Here is a 15076-nt window from a genome sequence, read left to right on the forward strand (position 1 = left end):
GCCGACCCGCGCCCGGCCGACCCGCGCCGGGCCGGCGGGCGGGTCCGTCAGCCGTGGACGTCCGAGACCTCCAGCACCCGCGCCCGGGGCAGCGCGGCCGTCAGCTCCGTCGCGTAGGCCGACCGCCCCGCGCGCGAGGCGAAGGCCAGCAGCAGCACTTCCCCGCCGCCCGCGTCGGCCCTCAGGCGCCGCTCGACGCGGCCGCCGTGCCCGGTCAGCGCGTCCAGGGCCGGGCCGGCGCGGTCCGAGCCGTCCGAGCCGTCCGAGCCGTCCGAGCCGTCCAGCAGGACGGTCAGGCGGGCCGGCGGCGCGGCCGACGGCTCCAGGGACTTGAAGAAGTGGACGTCCACGTTCCCGCCGGGGATGCCCTCGGAGCGGCCGGTCTCGACGTACCCCAGGCGCCGGTAGAACGGGGGCGCCTGGAAGGAGAAGGACGACACGATCACGCGGTCGCAACCGCGCCGCCGCGCCTCGTCCTCCGCCGCGCGCATCAGCTCCGTGCCGAGCCCGGTCCCGCGCCGGTCGGGGCGGACCCACAGCATGTCGATCCCGGCGAGGCCGCCCCAGGTCCAGCCGGTGAGCCCGCCGACGATCCCGCCGTCCTCGCCGGTCGCCCGGACCGAGAGCGCGGCCTCGTCGGCGGCTCCGGTGGCGGCCCGGTTGAAGGCCGTCAGCTCCGCGTCGAGACGCGCTTCGAGTTCCTTGTCCTCACCGCCGGCCGTGACGCTCACTTGTCCTCCAGGTCGCCTTCGGTCTCCAGGAACACCTTGCGCAGCTGCTCCAGGACGTGCGGGTCCGGCTCGGCCCACATCCCGCGCGACTCGGCCTCCAGCAGCCGCTCGGCGATGCCGTGCAGCGCCCAGGGGTTGGCCTGCTGGAGGAACTCCCGGTTCTCCGGGTCGAGGACGTACGTCTCCGTCAGCTTGTCGTACATCCAGTCCGCGACGACGCCGGTCGTGGCGTCGTACCCGAAGAGGTAGTCGACGGTCGCGGCCAGTTCGAACGCGCCCTTGTAGCCGTGGCGGCGCATCGCCTCGATCCACTTGGGGTTGACCACCCGGGCGCGGAAGACGCGGGAGGTCTCCTCGACGAGGGTGCGGGTGCGGACCGTCTCGGGACGGGTCGAGTCGCCGATGTACGCCTCGGGCGCGGTGCCCTTGAGCGCACGGACGGTCGCGACCATGCCGCCGTGGTACTGGAAGTAGTCGTCGGAGTCGGCGATGTCGTGCTCGCGCGTGTCCGTGTTCTTCGCGGCGACGGCGATCCGCTTGTACGCGGTCTCCATCTCCTCCCGGGCCGGGCGGCCGTCCAGTTCGCGACCGTACGCGTAGCCGCCCCACACCGTGTACACCTCGGCGAGGTCGGCGTCGGTGCGCCAGTCGCGCGAGTCGATCAGCTGGAGGATGCCCGCGCCGTAGGTGCCGGGGCGGGAGCCGAAGATGCGGGTGGTGGCGCGGCGTTCGTCGCCGTGCTCGGCGAGGTCGGCCTGGGCGTGGGCCCGTACGAGGTTGTCGGCGGCCGGCTCGTCGAGCGAGGCGGCGAGGCGCACGGCGTCGTCGAGCAGGGCGATGGTGTGCGGGAACGCGTCGCGGAAGAAGCCCGAGATGCGCAGGGTCACGTCGATGCGGGGCCGGCCCAGTTCGGCGAGCGGGATGGGCTCCAGTCCGTTGACCCGGCGGGAGGCGTCGTCCCAGACGGGGCGGATGCCGAGGAGGGCGAGCGCCTCGGCGACGTCGTCGCCGCTGGTGCGCATCGCGCTGGTGCCCCACAGGGACAGGCCGACGGAGGTGGGCCAGTCGCCGTTGTCGGTGCGGTACCGCTCCAGCAGGGAGTCGGCCAGCGCCTGGCCGGTCTCCCAGGCGAGGCGCGAGGGGACGGCCTTGGGGTCGACCGAGTAGAAGTTGCGGCCGGTCGGCAGGACGTTGACCAGCCCGCGCAGGGGGGACCCGGAGGGGCCTGCCGGGACGAACCCGCCGTTCAGGGCGTGGACGGCGTGGGCGAGCTCGTCGGTGGTGGCGGCGAGGCGCGGCACGACCTGGCGGGCGGCGAAGTCGAGGATGTCGGCGACGGCCTGTCCGTGGCCGGCGGCCACCGTACCGACGGCGGCCGGATCCCAGTCGGCGTCCTCCATCGCCTGGACCAGCGTCCGGGCCTTCTCCTCCGCCTCGTCCGCGCCCGTGCGGGTGGCGGCCGACTCGTCCAGCCCGAGGGCCTCGCGCAGTCCGGGCAGGGCCTGCGTACCGCCCCAGATCTGGCGGGCGCGCAGGATCGACAGCACCAGGTTGACCCGCTCGGGGCCGGTGGGCGCCCCGCCCAGGACATGCAGGCCGTCGCGGATCTGGGCGTCCTTGACCTCGCACAGCCAGCCGTCGACGTGCAGCAGGAAGTCGTCGAAGCCGTCGTCGTCCGGCCGGTCCGCCAGACCCAGGTCGTGGTCGAGCTTGGCGGCCTGGATCAGCGTCCAGATCTGGGCGCGGATCGCGGGCAGCTTCGAGGGGTCCATGGAGGAGATCTGCGCGTACTCGTCGAGCAGCTGCTCCAGGCGCGCGATGTCGCCGTAGGAGTCGGCGCGGGCCATCGGCGGGACCAGGTGGTCGACCAGGGTGGCGTGGACGCGGCGCTTGGCCTGCGTGCCCTCGCCGGGGTCGTTGACGAGGAACGGGTAGACCAGCGGGAGGTCGCCGAGCGCGGCGTCGGGGCCGCAGGCGGCGGACAGGCCGGCGTTCTTGCCGGGCAGCCACTCCAGGTTGCCGTGCTTGCCGAGGTGGACCATCGCGTCGGCGCCGAAGCCGCCGTCGTCCGCGGAGGCCGAGATCCAGCGGTAGGCCGCCAGGTAGTGGTGCGAGGGCGGCAGATCGGGGTCGTGGTAGATCGCGATCGGGTTCTCGCCGAAGCCGCGCGGCGGCTGGATGAGGACCAGCAGGTTCCCGCGGCGCAGGGCGGCGAGCACGATGTCGCCCTCCGGATTGCGGGAGCGGCCCAGGAACATCTCGCCGGGCGGCGGGCCCCAGTGCTCCTCGACGGCCGCGCGGAGCTCCTGCGGCAGGGTCGCGTACCAGCGCTTGTAGTCGGCGGCGGGGATCCGGACGGGGTTGCGGGCGAGCTGCTCCTCGGTGAGCCAGTCCTGGTCGTGGCCGCCGGCCTCGATGAGGGCGTAGATCAGCTCGTCGCCGTCGCCGGAGACCAGGCCGGGGATGTCCTCCTCGGGACCGAAGTCGTACCCCTCCTCGCGGAGCCTGCGCAGCAGGGCGACGGCGGAGGCGGGGGTGTCCAGGCCGACCGCGTTGCCGATCCGGGAGTGCTTGGTCGGGTACGCGGAGAGGACCAGCGCGAGGCGCTTGTGCTCGTTCGGGATGTGGCGCAGCCGGGCGTGGCGCACGGCGATCCCGGCGACGCGGGCGGCGCGCTCGGTGTCGGCGACGTACGCGGGCAGGCCGTCCTCGTCGATCTCCTTGAAGGAGAACGGAACGGTGATGAGCCGGCCGTCGAACTCGGGCACGGCGACCTGGCTGGCCGCGTCCAGCGGCGACAGCCCCTCGTCGCTCTCCTCCCAGGCGGAGCGCGGGCCGGTCAGGCAGAGCGCCTGGAGGACGGGGACGTCCAGGGCGGCGAGCGCGCCCGCGTCCCAGGCCTCCTCGTCGCCGCCCGCCTGGGCCGCGGCGGGCTTGGTGCCGCCCGCCGCGAGGACGGTGGTGACGATCGCGTCGGCGCCGCGCAGCCGGTCGAGCAGCTCGGGCTCGGGGGCGCGCAGGGACGCCACGTACAGCGGCAGGGCCTGGGCGCCCGCGTCCTCCACGGCGTCGCACAGGGCGCCGATGAACGCGGTGTTCCCGCTCATGTGGTGGGCGCGGTAGTAGAGCACCGCGACGACCGGGCCGTCCGTGCGGCGCGGGGTGCGCTCCAGGGGGCCCCAGGTGGGCGCGGGGCTCGGCGGCTCGAAGCCGTGGCCCGTGAGCAGCACCGTGTCGGAGAGGAAACGGCCGAGCTGTTCCAGGTTGTCCGGGCCGCCGTGGGCGAGGTAGGCGTGCGCCTCGGCGGCGATGCCGATGGGGACGGTGGAGGCCTCCATCAGCTGGGCGTCGGGGGCCTGTTCCCCGCTCAGCACCACCACGGGACGGTCCCCCGCCAGCAGTGCGTCGAGCCCCTCCTGCCAGGCGCGGACGCCGCCGAGGAGGCGTACGACGACCAGGTCGGTGCCGTCCAGCAGGGCGGGCAGCTCGTCGACGGGGAGCCGGGAGGGGTTGGCGAACCGGTACTCCACCGGACCGCCGGCGGCGCGAGCGCTCAGCAGGTCGGTGTCGGAGTGCGACAGCAGCAGGATCATCGCGTGCGCAGGCCTTCCTCGGGGTGTCCGCGCCCCGGGTGGTCGTAGGACGGCGGGAGTTCCTGACTCACCGGCTCGGGGCCGGTTCACAGTGGCGGGACCGCGCCGGATTCCCACCGGGCTTCCTCCCTAGGGCCCTGGGACCCTGTGCCGTCTGCATAGTAGAGGTTCGGCTTGATCGGGCGGGCGGTCACCTGGAAGGTCGTGGGTATGCTCGCCGCCATGCCGCCCACCCGACCATCAACGCCGAAACGGGTCGAAGCTCCCATACGGGACCGTGGCGACGCCTGCCCCGGCGCGCTGCGGCTGCACCAGGCCGACGACGGCCGGTTGGCCCGACTGCGCCTGCCGGGCGGCCTTCTGACGTCCCATCAGGTACGTGCGCTGGCACTGGCGGCGGACTCGCTGGGGGACGGGCACCTCAGCATCACCTCACGCGGCAACGTCGAGCTGCGCGGCCTCGGCGACGACTGCGGGTCGGCCCTGGCCGAGCTGCTGCGGGACGCCGGGCTGCTGCCCTCCGAAACGCATGAGCGGGTGCGCAACGTGGTCGCGTCCCCGCTGGCCGGGCTGGACGGACTGGGCCGCGCCGACGTGCAGTTGTGGGTGCGCGAGCTGGACGCCCTGCTCTGTGCCGCCCCGTGGTCGGCCGCCCTCTCGGGCCGCTTCCTGTTCGCCCTGGACGACGGACGCGGGGACGTGGCGGGGCTCGGCGCCGATGTGACCTTGATCGCAGAACCGGACGCCGGTTCCGCACGCGTACGGGTCGGCGTGCGGGAGGTGTGCCGGGTGCCGGCCGACGACGCCCCGCGCGCCGCGCTCGCCGCGGCCCGCGCCTTCCTGGCCGCCGCCCGCGCGGCGGGCACGGGCGCCTGGCGGGTGCGCGAGCTGCCCCCGGGACGGTCCGTGGACGTGGCGGCGCACCTGGCGGAGGCGGGCCTCGCGTTCTCACCCGTCGACGCCGCCGCCGCGGCTCCCGCGCGAGCCGGCGACGGCCCGGCCCCGGGAGGGACGGCCGCGCCCGGGCCGCGCCCGCTCCCGGGGGTCGTCACGCCGCCCGGCACGCCCGCCCCCGGCCCCGTGGCACCCCCGGCCGCCGTGTCGGTCGTGGCGCCGCTCGGCCGGGTGACGAGCGCGCAGATGCGCGCCCTGCTGCCGGCCGACGAGGTCCGCGTCACGCCCTGGCGCGGCCTGGTCGTGACCGGGTTCGCGGACCGGCGGGCCGCCACGGAACGGCTCGCCGCCCTCGACGCGGCCGGTCTGATCACCTCCCCCGACTCGCCCTGGCTGGGCACCGGCGCCTGCACCGGGCGGCCCGGCTGCGCCAAGTCCCTGTCGGACGTGCGCGCCGACGCCACCCCCGGCACGGGCGGCCTGCCCGTCCACTGGTCCGGCTGCGAACGGCGCTGCGGCCACCCGCAGGGCGCGTGGGTCGACGTCGTCGCGACCGGTGACGGCGTGTACGAGGTGACCGTCCGGGACGGCGCGGCCGCACGACCCGTACCCATGACCCGGGCAGGACTGGCCGCCACGGTGGCGGCAGCCCGTACCACCACGAGATGAGCGAGAGCAGAGTGTTCGACTACGAGAAGGACGGCGCGGAGATCTACCGCCAGTCCTTTGCCACGATCCGCGCCGAGGCGGATCTCGCGGGCCTGCCCGCCGACGTCAGCCAGGTCGCCGTGCGGATGATCCACGCGTGCGGCATGGTCGACCTCGTCCGCGACCTCGCCTACACCCCGCGGGTGGTGGCCCGCGCCCGCGAGGCGCTGCGGGCCGGCGCGCCGATCCTGTGCGACGCGCAGATGGTCGCCAGCGGTGTCACGCGCAAGCGGCTCCCCGCCGGCAACGACGTGATCTGCACCCTCTCCGACCCGTCGGTGCCGTCCCTTGCCGCCGAGCTGGGCACCACGCGCAGCGCCGCCGCGATGGAGCTGTGGCGGCACCGGCTCGAAGGAGCGGTCGTCGCCATCGGCAACGCGCCCACCGCGCTCTTCCGCCTCCTGGAGATGATCGAGGCGGGCGCGCCGCGCCCGGCCGCCGTCATAGGCATCCCGGTCGGCTTCATCGGCGCCGCCGAGTCCAAGGACGCGCTGGCCGGCCACCCCTCGGGCCTGGAACACCTGGTGGTGCGCGGACGGCGTGGCGGCAGCGCCATGGCCGCGGCCGCGATCAACGCGATAGCGAGTGAGGCGGAATGAGCGGGAAGCTGTACGGCGTCGGGCTGGGCCCCGGCGACCCGTCGCTGATGACGGTGCGGGCCGTGGAGGTCATCGCGGCGGCGGACGTGGTGGCGTACCACAGCGCCCGCCACGGTCGTTCGATCGCCCGTTCGATCGCGGCCGCGCACATCCGCGAGGACCACATCGAAGAGCGCCTGATGTACCCGCTGACGGTGGAGACCACCGACCACCCCGGCGGGTACCGGGGCGCGCTGAACGACTTCTACGAGGAGGCCTCGGCCCGCCTCGCGGCACACCTGGACGCGGGCCGCACGGTGGCGGTGCTCGCCGAGGGCGACCCGCTCTTCTACGGCTCGTACCAGCACATGCACAAGCGGCTGGCCCACCGGTACCCGACCGAGGTCGTCCCGGGCGTCACCTCGGTGAGCGCGGCGGCGGCGCGTCTGGGCGAGCCGCTGGTGGAGGCGGAGGAGATCCTCACGATCATTCCGGGCACCCTCCCGGAGGAGGAGCTGACGGCCCGGCTGGCGTCCACCGACTCGGCCGTCGTGATGAAGCTGGGACGCACGTTCCCGGCGGTGCGGCGGGCGCTGGAGCGGGCGGGCAGGCTGGAGGACGCCCGGTACGTCGAGCGGGCGACGATGGCCGGCGAGCGCACCGGCGCGCTCTCGGAGATCGACCCCGGGACGGTGCCGTACTTCTCCGTCGCGGTGCTGCCCTCCCGCATCGACGCGGAGCCCACGTCCGAGCGGGGCGAGGTCGTCGTCGTCGGCACGGGACCGGCGGGCCCGCTGTGGCTGACGCCGGAGACGCGCGGGGCGCTCGCCCAGGCGACGGACCTGGTCGGCTACACGACGTACCTGGACCGTGTCCCGGCCAGGCCCGGCCAGCGGCGTCACGGCTCCGACAACAAGGTGGAGTCGGAGCGGGCCGAGTTCGCGCTGGACCTGGCGCGCCGGGGGCACCGGGTGGCGGTGGTCTCGGGCGGTGACCCGGGCGTCTTCGCGATGGCGACGGCGGTCCTGGAGGTCGCCTCGCAGGGCCCGTACGCGGACGTGCCCGTCCGTGTCCTGCCGGGTGTCACCGCGGCGAACGCGGCGGCGGCCGCGGCCGGCGCCCCGCTGGGCCACGACTACGCGACCATCTCCCTGTCCGACCGGCTCAAGCCCTGGGAGGTCATCGCCGAGCGCCTTCACGCGGCGGCCGCGGCCGACCTGGTCCTCGCCCTGTACAACCCGGGCTCCCGCAGCCGCACCTGGCAGGTGGCGAAGGCCCGCGAGCTGCTCCTCGAACACCGCGCCCCCGACACCCCGGTGGTCGTCGCCCGGGACGTCGGCGGGCCCGAGCAGTCGGTACGCGTCCTGGCCCTCGCGGACCTGGAGCCGACGGAGGTCGACATGCGCACCCTGCTGCTGATCGGCTCCTCCCAGACCCAGGCCGTCCGCCGGGCGGACGGCACGACGATCGCGTGGACGCCGAGGCGCTACCCGGAGGGGTGAGGCGCCGGCGCCGGTCGGGCCGGGCGTGCCCGGCCCGACCGGCTCCTTTTCCCGGCCTCCGGGTCGATACCCCGGGCATCGCGCGGCGTTAAAGGGATCATGAATGCACGTTCCCACGTCCTGGGCAGGCGGCTGCCCCACGCGTCCGGCGGCTGGGCTCCGCCCACGGGCACGATCGGGCTGACCGTCGGCAGACAGGACGTGATCTCGCACCGCTCGCGCCACTTCGCCTGGGTCTCCGCGGAGCAACTGGCCCGTCTGGCCGAGCGCCCGGACGCGGCGGTGACCCTGCGGAGCAGGCGCGGCTACCTGCCCGACAGCCCGGAGAACCAGCGGCTGGCCGACCTGCTGCGCCGGCGCCCCGAGGACTTCGGAGCGGCCGGCGAGCCGATCGTCCTGGGCGCCGACCACGTCAATCTGCGCTGCGCGCCGGGCGACTGGCAGCCGACGCTGGAGCTGCACGGCGCCGAATGCCTCGACGGCTTCCAGCGGCTGGTCGTCATGGCCCACGCCCTGCGGGAGCTGGGCCCCGCCCACCTCGGCCTGGCCCGGGTGCGCATCGAGGTCGTCACCGGCGCGGAGCGGGACCGGGCGCGCCTCCTGTCGTACGAGACGCATCGGTACGCCAACGCCCCCTCGGCCCGGGACAACCTCTCCCGCTGCCCCGAACTGGGGCGGGTCCGCGCGGAGTACGAGCGCGAAGGCGGCTATTTCGACCCGCGCCGGGGCGTCGTCGCGGGGCCCCACCCCTGCGCGCACGGCGTGGCGGACGTCTTCCGGGCACTGGCCTGCTTCTCCACGGACCGGCTGCCGGACCTCGCGCACCGGGTGAGCACGGAATCGGGCCTGCACGCGGTGTGGAGCGACATCGAGGGCCCGGAGTACCGGAGCCTGATGAACGGCACGGTCCACGCCTGGAGCGTCCAGCGCGCGGTGGAGGCGTACGACGTGGCCCGTCAGGTGACGCGGAAGCTCGACACCTCGTCCGTCAAGGGCCACGCCCACCTGATCCGTTACGCCCCCGACCTGGTCGCCTGGGCCGCCGGCCGCAGCCTGCCCCTGCGTGAACTGCACGCCGACGGCCGGGGCGCGCCCGAGTGGGACCAGCTGATCCGCGGCGCGTTCGCGGCGACCGTGGCGGACACCGCCCGCCGCCTCGTCGAGGCGTACCGGGCGATCCGCCCCTACAGCGACAGGTTCAAGTCCGAGGTGGCCCGGCCGGACATCTGGACGGCCCTCGTCGAGCGGGGCGGCTGGGCCCGCTGACGGTCCGGGCACCGGCGTCCGGGGACGGGCGGGACGGCGAGCGTCCGTCTCAGGGCTCCTCGCCGTCGAGCTGCCTCTCCCGCGTCGACAGCTCCGCCCACACGAGCTTGCCCGGCCCGTCCCCGTCGGCGACGCCCCAGCGCCGAGCCAGTATGTCCACCAGAAGGAGTCCCCGGCCGCCGGTCGCGTCCTCGCCCGGCACCGCCATCGACGGCCGGGTCTCCGAGGCGTCGTGAACCTCGATCCGGAGACCGCCCGGGACGGGAGCGAAGCGGGTCTCGATCTCCCGGCCCGGTACGCACGCATGGCGCAGGGCGTTGGTGAGCAGCTCCGAGAGGACCAGCAGAGCATCGTCCTCGATGCGGCTCAGTTCCCAGCCGCTCAGTGCGTTCCGCAACTCGGCCCGAGCCCGCCCGACCGATCGGTGGCCGCTGCTCCAGCGCCGGATCACCGCCGGTTCCCGGCCGCGCGTGGGAAGCATGGCGTCCTCCATAGAAGTTCCCAGCAGAGATCTCTAGAGATGAAGGAAGTGAAGCGGGACCCGAGCACCCCTGTCCATACATCTCTAGAGATGTCAGCCGATCGTGTCGGCGGACGCTCCCTTAGGGTGTCCGCAGAGGAAGGAGGTGATCGGTTCCATGGCGCAGGGCGATGACCGGCGGCCCAAGTACCAGCGGATCGCCGATGAGTTGAAGCAGGCCGTGCGAGCTGGTGAGTACGGGCCCGGGGACCGGCTGCCGGGTGAGAACGACCTCATGGCCGCCCACGGGGTGGCCCGGATGACCGCCCGTCAGGCGTTGGGCGTGCTGCAAAGCGAGGGGCTCGCCGAAGCGCGCAAGGGCGCCGGCGTCTACGTGCGCTCCTTCAGGCCCCTGCGCAGGCGGGGCGTCCCCCGGCTCGCCCGGGAGCAGTGGGGGACGGGCAGGTCCGTCTGGAACGTCGACATCGAGGACCGGCCGCTCGCCGTGGACCAGATCGAGGTCACCGAGGAGGAGGCCGAGGACCGGATCGCGGCGGCGCTCGGACTTCCGGCCCGGGCGCTCGTATGTGTACGGCGGCGGCGTTTCGTGCTGGAGGGGAAGCCGGTGCTCCTCGCGACGTCCTCCCTGCCCGCCGATCTCGTGGCGGGTTCCGCGATCACCCGGGAGGACACCGGCCCCGGCGGGATCTACGCCCGCCTCGCCGAGCTCGGGCACGAGCCGACGCGCTTCCGGGAGGAGATCCGCAGCCGGATGCCGACCGCCGAGGAGGCGGAGCGGCTGGCGCTGGCCGCAGGGGTTCCCGTGATCCTCGTCTGCCGGACGGCCCGCACCCGCGACGGCCGGATCGTCGAGGTCGATGAGATGACCCTCGACTCCGGTTCCTACGTACTGGAGTACGACTTCGACGCCTGAGCGGCCGTCGGCGCGTCACTGCGCCCGCTTCAGGACCCATGCCACCGCCTCCTCGGGGGCCCGCGCCACCTCGATGCCGTCGGGGGCCGGGGGGCGGCGCACGACGACGACCGGGAGGCGCGCCTCCCGGGCCGCCGTGAGCTTCGGGGCCGTCGCCGCGCCTCCGCTGTCCTTGGTCACCAGCACGTCGACGCGGTGGCGGCGCAGCAGCTCCCGTTCGCCGTCCAGGGTGAAGGGGCCCCGGTCCAGCAGGACGTCCATGGCGGGCGGGAAGGGCGGTTCTGGGGCGTCCACCGAACGCATCAGGAACCAGGTGTCCGACAGGTGCGCGAAGGCCGCCAGGCCCATCCGGCCGGTCGTCAGGAACACCCTGTGGCCGAGCGCCGGGAGGGCCCGCGCCGCCGCGTCGAGCGAGTCGACCGGGTGCCAGTCGTCCCCGTCGACCGGGGCCCACCCGGGCCGCCGGAGCGCGAGCAGGGGAACATGGGTCCCGGCGGCGGCCCGGGCCGCGTTGAAACTGATCGTCCCGGCGAAAGGATGGGTGGCGTCGATGACCGCGTCCACCTGGTGCTCGCGCAGCCAGCGGGCCAGGCCCTCGGCTCCGCCGAACCCTCCGACGCGGACCTCGCCCGGAGGCAGCCTCGGTGCGGCCACCCGGCCCGCGAGCGAGGTGGTGACGCGGGTCCCGGCGGCGTGCAGCGCCCCGGCGACCAGGCGGGCCTCGGTCGTTCCGCCGAGGATCAGTACGTGCATGGGGGTCCCATCATGAGCGAGGCGACTGGCGGGCGCAGCGCCCAACTCAAGCACACCGGTCTGAGGCCGGGCTGGACCACCGGGGCCTGTGCGACGGCGGCGACGACCGCCGCGTACACGGCCCTGCTGACCGGCGAGTTCCCCGATCCGGTGACCATCACGCTGCCGAAGGGGCAGACGCCCGCGTTCGCGCTGGCCGCCGAGGAGCTGACGGACACGTACGCCATGGCGGGCATCGTCAAGGACGCGGGCGACGATCCGGACGTGACGCACGGCGCCCTCGTCCGGGCGTCCGTGCGCCTCCTGCCGGCCGGCTCCGGGGTGGTCTTCCGGGCCGGGCCGGGCGTGGGGACCGTCACCCGGCCCGGGCTGCCGCTCGATGTGGGCGAGCCGGCGATCAACCCCGTACCGCGCCGGATGATGGGCGACCACGTCGCCGGGGTCGCGGCCGCGCACGGCGGCGGCGGTGACGTGGAGATCACCGTCTCGGTGGACCACGGCGAGGAGATCGCCCGCTCGACCTGGAACCCCCGGCTGGGCATCCTGGGCGGGCTGTCCATCCTCGGCACCACCGGGATCGTCGTGCCCTACTCGTGCTCCGCCTGGATCGATTCGATCCGGCGCGGGGTGGACGTGGCACGGGCGGCCGGGCGCACGCACGTCGCCGGGTGCACGGGATCGACGTCGGAGCGGACCGTGACGGCCCTGTACGACCTGCCCGAGGACGCCCTGCTCGACATGGGCGACTTCGCGGGCGCGGTGCTCAAGTACGTGAGCCGGCATCCGGTCGAGCGGCTCACGATCTGCGGGGGCTTCGCCAAGCTGTCCAAGCTGGCGGCGGGCCACCTCGACCTGCACTCCGCCCGTTCCCAGGTCGACAAGGGCTTCCTGGCCGGGCTGGCCCGTGCGGGCGGCGCCGACGAGGAGCTGGTCGCCCAGGTCGCCGGGGCGAACACCGGGCTCGCCGCGCTCCAGTTGTGCGCGGCCCGGAACGTGCCCCTGGGCGACCTGGTGGCCGGGAGGGCCCGTGACCGCTCCCTGGAGGTGCTGCGGGGCGCGCCCGTGGCGGTCGACGTGGTGTGCATCGACCGGGCCGGCACGGTGGTGGGCCGCAGCGCGGTCGCCGGTCCGGCCGCCGGGTAGGACGGCCTGACCGGAGGCACGGCCGCGGGCGGCCCGGGCGCCTCAGCAGACGTGGCGGTCGCGTTCGGCCGAGTAGAGGTGGCTGTCCCGGAACTGGGTCGCGGCCAGCGTGCGGCCGACCAGGATCACGGCCGTGCGGGTGATGCCCGCCGCCTTGGTGGCCCCGGCGATGTCCGCGAGGGTGCCGCGCAGGACCTGCTCGTCCGGGCGGCTGGCCATCGCGACGACCGCGGCCGGGCAGTCGGCACCGTAGTGCGGGGTCAGCTCCGCGACGACCCGGTCGACGTACCGGGCGGCCAGGTGGAGGACCAGCAGCGCGCCGCTGCGGCCCAGGGTCGCCAGGTCCTCCCCCTCGGGCATGGGGGTGGCCTGTTCGGCGATCCGGGTCAGGATGACCGTCTGGCCGACGGTCGGCACCGTGAGCTCCCGCTTCAGCGCCGCCGCGGCGGCGGCGAAGGCGGGGACGCCGGGGACGACCTCGTACGGGATTCCCGCCGCGTCCAGCCGGCGCATCTGCTCCGCCACCGCGCTGAAGACGGACGGGTCGCCCGAGTGGAGCCGGGCGACGTCGTGGCCCTCCTCGTGGGCGCGGACGAGCTCCGCCGTGATGGCGTCCAGGTCGAGCCGGGCGGTGTCGACGAGCCGGGCGTCCGGCGGGCACTCGGCCAGCAGCTCGCGCGGCACGAGGGACCCCGCGTACAGGCACACCCGGCAGGAGGCGAGGGTGCGCGCGCCGCGCACGGTGATCAGGTCGGCGGCGCCGGGGCCCGCGCCGATGAAGTAGACGGTCATGCTCGCTCTCCTGCTTCGGGGACTGCGGGGGCCGGGGACGCCTGGGGGTCCCCGTGGGCCTTGGTGACGGACCACTGCGTGACCGGCATGGCCTGGCGCCAGCCGGTGAACCCGCCCACCGGGACGGCGTGCGCGACCGCGAGCCGCACGAGTTCGCCGCCGTACCGCCGGTACCGGTCGGCGAGCAGCGCCTCGGATTCCAGCGTCACGGTGTTGGCGACCAGCCGGCCGCCCGGGGGCAGCGCGTCCCAGCAGGCGTCCAGCAGGCCGGGGGCGGTCAGCCCGCCGCCGATGAACACCGCGTCGGGGGTCTCCAGCTCCGCGAGGCCGGCGGGTGCGGCGGCGGTGACCACCCGCAGGGCCGGCACGCCGAGGGAGGCGGCGTTGCGGGCGATGCGTTCCGCCCGGGCCGTGTCGCGCTCGACGGCGATCGCACGGCACGAGCGGTGCGTCCGCATCCATTCGATGCCGATCGAGCCGGAACCACCGCCGATGTCCCACAGCAGCTCACCGGGGGCGGGCGCCAGGACGGCGAGCGTCGCGGCCCGCACATGCCGTTTGGTGAGCTGGCCGTCGTGCTCGTAGGCGGCGTCGGGCAGGCCGGGGACCGCGCCCAGGCGCGGGGCGGCCGGATCGCGGACGCAGTCGACGGCGATCACGTTCAGCGGGTCGCCGGGGGCGTGGGGCCAGTCCTCCGCGGTGCCGTCGAGACGGCGTTCACGGTCCGAGCCGAGCTGTTCGAGCACCTGGAGACGGCTCCGGCCGAAGCCCCTTCCCGACAGCAGGAGCGCCACGTCGCGGGGCGTCCCCGCGACCGCGCTGAGCACCAGCAGCCGCCGCCCGTGGTGCAGCGCGGCGGCCAGGGAGGCGAGCGGCCGGCCCACGAGGGTGACCACCTCGGTGTCCTCCTGCGGCCAGCCGAGCCGCGCACAGGCGTACGAGACGGAGGAGGGGTGCGGCAGGACACGCAGCCGCTCGGGCCCGACGGTCTCGGCGAGGGCGCGCCCGATCCCGTAGAACATGGGGTCTCCGCTGGCCAGTACCGCGAGGCGGCGGCCCGCGTGCTCGGCCAGCAGCTTCGGGACGGCGGGGCGCAGCGGCGAGGGCCACGGGACGCGCTCGGCGCCGCACTCGGCGGGCAGCAGGCGCAGCTGCCGCTCGCCGCCGATGACGGCGTGGGCCGCGCGCAGGGCGTCGCGGGAGGTATCGGGCAGTCCGGCCCAGCCGTCCGCACCGATACCGACGACGGTGACGGGCTGGGGGATCACGGGGCTGCTCACGGGCTGGAACCCTACCCGCCGTGCCCGGGCCGCCCCGGGGGCGGGTGGCCGCCCGGCACCCGCCCGGGGACCGTGGGCCGCAGAGGGTGCCGGCCGGCGGAATAGGCCGGGGCTGTACATCGTTCCAGCAGACAGTTTAAGATTCAACTACTTCCACCCACTCAGACGACTGCGAGAGGTGAGCGCGATGCAGTTCGGCATCTTCACCGTCGGCGATGTGACGACCGACCCGACCAACGGCCGTACCCCCGGCGAGCACGAGCGGATCAAGGCCATGGTGGCCATCGCGCTCAAGGCGGAAGAGGTCGGCCTGGACGTCTTCGCGACCGGTGAGCACCACAACCCGCCGTTCGTGCCGTCGTCGCCGACCACCATGCTCGGCCACATCGCGGCCCGCACGCAGAACCTGATCCTGTCGACGTCCACGACGCTGATCACCACC

Annotated in this window: 13 protein-coding genes and 1 riboswitch; of the genes, 7 read left to right on the top strand and 6 right to left on the bottom strand. The window is 74.9% G+C overall.

The window, feature by feature from the left end; all coding sequences use genetic code 11:
• Positions 1 to 47: 47 nt before the first annotated feature.
• Positions 48 to 731 carry a GNAT family N-acetyltransferase gene (locus tag PUR26_RS14165; protein WP_329872649.1) on the bottom strand — a complete coding sequence of 228 codons (684 nt, stop codon included), beginning with the start codon at positions 729 to 731 and terminating at the stop codon, positions 48 to 50.
• A complete protein-coding gene (cobN, locus tag PUR26_RS14170; protein WP_329872650.1) occupies positions 728 to 4324 on the bottom strand; it encodes a cobaltochelatase subunit CobN in 3597 nt (1198 codons plus the stop codon). The genes PUR26_RS14165 and cobN overlap by 4 nt, the downstream gene beginning before the upstream one ends.
• Before the next feature lie 36 nt (positions 4325 to 4360).
• Positions 4361 to 4489, bottom strand: a riboswitch (cobalamin riboswitch).
• Positions 4490 to 4546: 57 nt separating this feature from the next.
• On the opposite strand from cobN, the gene PUR26_RS14175 reads away from it, so the two are divergent.
• The 4 genes from PUR26_RS14175 to PUR26_RS14190 all read left to right on the top strand — a co-directional run bounded on the left by PUR26_RS14175 (position 4547) and on the right by PUR26_RS14190 (position 9272).
• Entirely contained in the window at positions 4547 to 5887 is a 1341-nt protein-coding gene (locus PUR26_RS14175; RefSeq protein WP_443077074.1) for a cobalamin biosynthesis protein CobG, read from the top strand.
• A complete protein-coding gene (locus PUR26_RS14180; RefSeq protein ID WP_329872654.1) occupies positions 5884 to 6525 on the top strand; it encodes a precorrin-8X methylmutase in 642 nt (213 codons plus the stop codon). Before PUR26_RS14175 ends, PUR26_RS14180 begins: the two co-directional genes overlap by 4 nt.
• The gene (locus tag PUR26_RS14185) at positions 6522 to 8006 is read left to right on the top strand and encodes a precorrin-2 C(20)-methyltransferase (protein WP_329872655.1); all 1485 of its coding nucleotides are present in this window, start codon (positions 6522 to 6524) and stop codon (positions 8004 to 8006) included. Before PUR26_RS14180 ends, PUR26_RS14185 begins: the two co-directional genes overlap by 4 nt.
• 99 nt (positions 8007 to 8105) lie before the next feature.
• Positions 8106 to 9272, top strand: coding sequence for a hypothetical protein (locus PUR26_RS14190; RefSeq protein ID WP_329872656.1), 1167 nt, complete (start codon positions 8106 to 8108; stop codon positions 9270 to 9272).
• A gap of 49 nt (positions 9273 to 9321) precedes the next feature.
• Here the strand turns inward: PUR26_RS14190 and PUR26_RS14195 are convergent, their stop codons facing one another.
• Positions 9322 to 9753, bottom strand: a complete 432-nt coding sequence (locus tag PUR26_RS14195; protein ID WP_329872658.1) for an ATP-binding protein — start codon at positions 9751 to 9753, stop codon at positions 9322 to 9324.
• 157 nt (positions 9754 to 9910) lie between these two features.
• Between PUR26_RS14195 and PUR26_RS14200 the strand changes: the two genes are divergently transcribed.
• Positions 9911 to 10666: a GntR family transcriptional regulator gene (locus PUR26_RS14200; RefSeq protein ID WP_329872661.1), complete on the top strand. Its 756-nt coding sequence runs from the start codon at positions 9911 to 9913 to the stop codon at positions 10664 to 10666.
• A gap of 15 nt (positions 10667 to 10681) precedes the next feature.
• On the opposite strand, the gene PUR26_RS14205 is transcribed toward PUR26_RS14200, so the two are convergent.
• The gene (locus PUR26_RS14205; RefSeq protein WP_329872662.1) at positions 10682 to 11419 is read right to left on the bottom strand and encodes a cobalt-precorrin-6A reductase; all 738 of its coding nucleotides are present in this window, start codon (positions 11417 to 11419) and stop codon (positions 10682 to 10684) included.
• A 12-nt stretch (positions 11420 to 11431) separates the two neighbouring features.
• Here PUR26_RS14205 and PUR26_RS14210 point away from each other — a divergent pair, with 12 nt between their 5' ends.
• Positions 11432 to 12562, top strand: coding sequence for a cobalt-precorrin-5B (C(1))-methyltransferase (locus tag PUR26_RS14210; protein WP_329872664.1), 1131 nt, complete (start codon positions 11432 to 11434; stop codon positions 12560 to 12562).
• 42 nt (positions 12563 to 12604) lie between these two features.
• On the opposite strand, the gene cobM is transcribed toward PUR26_RS14210, so the two are convergent.
• Together cobM and cbiE are read right to left on the bottom strand one after the other, a co-directional pair.
• Positions 12605 to 13354, bottom strand: a complete 750-nt coding sequence (gene cobM / locus PUR26_RS14215; RefSeq protein WP_329872666.1) for a precorrin-4 C(11)-methyltransferase — start codon at positions 13352 to 13354, stop codon at positions 12605 to 12607.
• Entirely contained in the window at positions 13351 to 14634 is a 1284-nt protein-coding gene (gene cbiE, locus PUR26_RS14220; RefSeq protein ID WP_329872667.1) for a precorrin-6y C5,15-methyltransferase (decarboxylating) subunit CbiE, read from the bottom strand. Before cbiE ends, cobM begins: the two co-directional genes overlap by 4 nt.
• Positions 14635 to 14821: 187 nt before the next feature.
• On the opposite strand from cbiE, the gene PUR26_RS14225 reads away from it, so the two are divergent.
• The coding region (locus tag PUR26_RS14225; protein ID WP_329872669.1) for an LLM class flavin-dependent oxidoreductase at positions 14822 to 15076 on the top strand (255 nt) is incomplete at its 3' end.

It is taken from the genome of Streptomyces sp. SP18CS02 (assembly GCF_036322365.1).
Taxonomy (GTDB): Bacteria; Actinomycetota; Actinomycetes; order Streptomycetales; family Streptomycetaceae; genus Streptomyces.